This is a genomic window from Xenorhabdus vietnamensis, from assembly GCF_002127535.1.
Taxonomy (GTDB): Bacteria; Pseudomonadota; Gammaproteobacteria; order Enterobacterales; family Enterobacteriaceae; genus Xenorhabdus; species Xenorhabdus vietnamensis.
On the sequence record NZ_MUBJ01000089.1, the window covers coordinates 1 to 1,251 of the forward strand.

The 1,251-nt window shown below is 45.0% G+C and carries 2 protein-coding genes; both read left to right on the forward strand.

From position 1 onward, the window contains the following. The coding region (locus tag Xvie_RS20285; protein ID WP_208612658.1) for a hypothetical protein at window positions 1-369 on the forward strand (369 nt) is incomplete at its 5' end. 6 nt (window positions 370-375) lie between these two features. Further along, the coding region (locus tag Xvie_RS20290; protein WP_244175756.1) for a condensation domain-containing protein at window positions 376-1,251 on the forward strand (876 nt) is incomplete at its 3' end.

Consider the following 1,251-nt stretch of genomic DNA (forward strand, 5'->3'; position numbering starts at 1 on the left):
ACCGCCGATGACTGTGGTCTCATGATGGCATCAGAAAATGCCGATCCACTGTTGCTGAACATCAATGGCGGCGTGCAGGCAGGCCAATTGGGATTCAGCATTGCTTCTCGCCTGTCCGAAGAGAAAAGCCAGCAATTTAAAGCAGCCTTTGAGACGGCGCTGGATTTGGTGATTAATACCGCTCAAATGCAAGCAGCAGCAGGCGGACAAAGAACCCTAAGTGATTATGGAAACGGTTTATTTTCAAACGGGCGATTGAATGAAGTTAATGAGCGATTGAACCATGTTCTTGAAAAATTCCAAGCGCCTAAAAACGAAGAAATAGATACAGATTCAGAAGAGACAAACACATTTGTGCTGGAGATTTAATCAATCATGTTGTCATTTTTAAGAGAAGTCAGTCAGAATCAAGTATTAATGTGGGTATGTGACGATAAAATTAAAATAGAGGCAAAAGGTGAAAATCCGCCATACCAATTAATTAATAAAATTAAACAACAAAAAAGCGAAATTTTGTCTTTTCTAAGCGAAAAAAATATCTTTTCCAAAGAGATGTTTAAGAATTTAGTACTCGATGAATCTGGAAGCAACGCGGTTGATCAATCTTTGAATACGGGTAAAGGACAAAAAGTTGAAGCAATTTACCCTGCTACCAGTTTGCAACAGGGCTTTGTTTATCATCATTTGAGCCAGCCTCATGATGATGCGTACCGCGTACAGTTGCTGTTAGATTATCACCAGGCCATTGATATCGACATGTATATCAAAGCGTGGTCCTTGACCTCGCTACGGTTCCCGGTTTTAAGAACCGCTTTTGATTGGGAAGGTGATATATGGCAGATCATCACGTCTGGGGCGAGTATTGATGCCGCGAACTTTACCCTCAAAGACCTCAGCGGGCTGCCTGCCGGGCAACGTGACGACGCCATTGCAGAGATACAGCGACAGGACAGAGCCATTGGCTTTGATTTAAGCCAACCCGGCTTGATCCGCTTTACGCTCATTAAGCAACATGAGCAGTTAGTGACGGTCTTAAAAACCATGCACCATAGCATTAGCGATGGCTGGAGTGGGCCTATCCTGTGGCAAACCGTGCACGACTATTATGAGCGCCTGAGGCAAGGACAGATCCCACACGTCGTGGCGGAAACCGCCTATCTGGCCACGCAACAATATCACCTGACTCATAAAGCCGAAGCCGACGCGTTTTGGGCGCAAGAAAAAGCCTGTTATCAGGGGGGGAACGATATC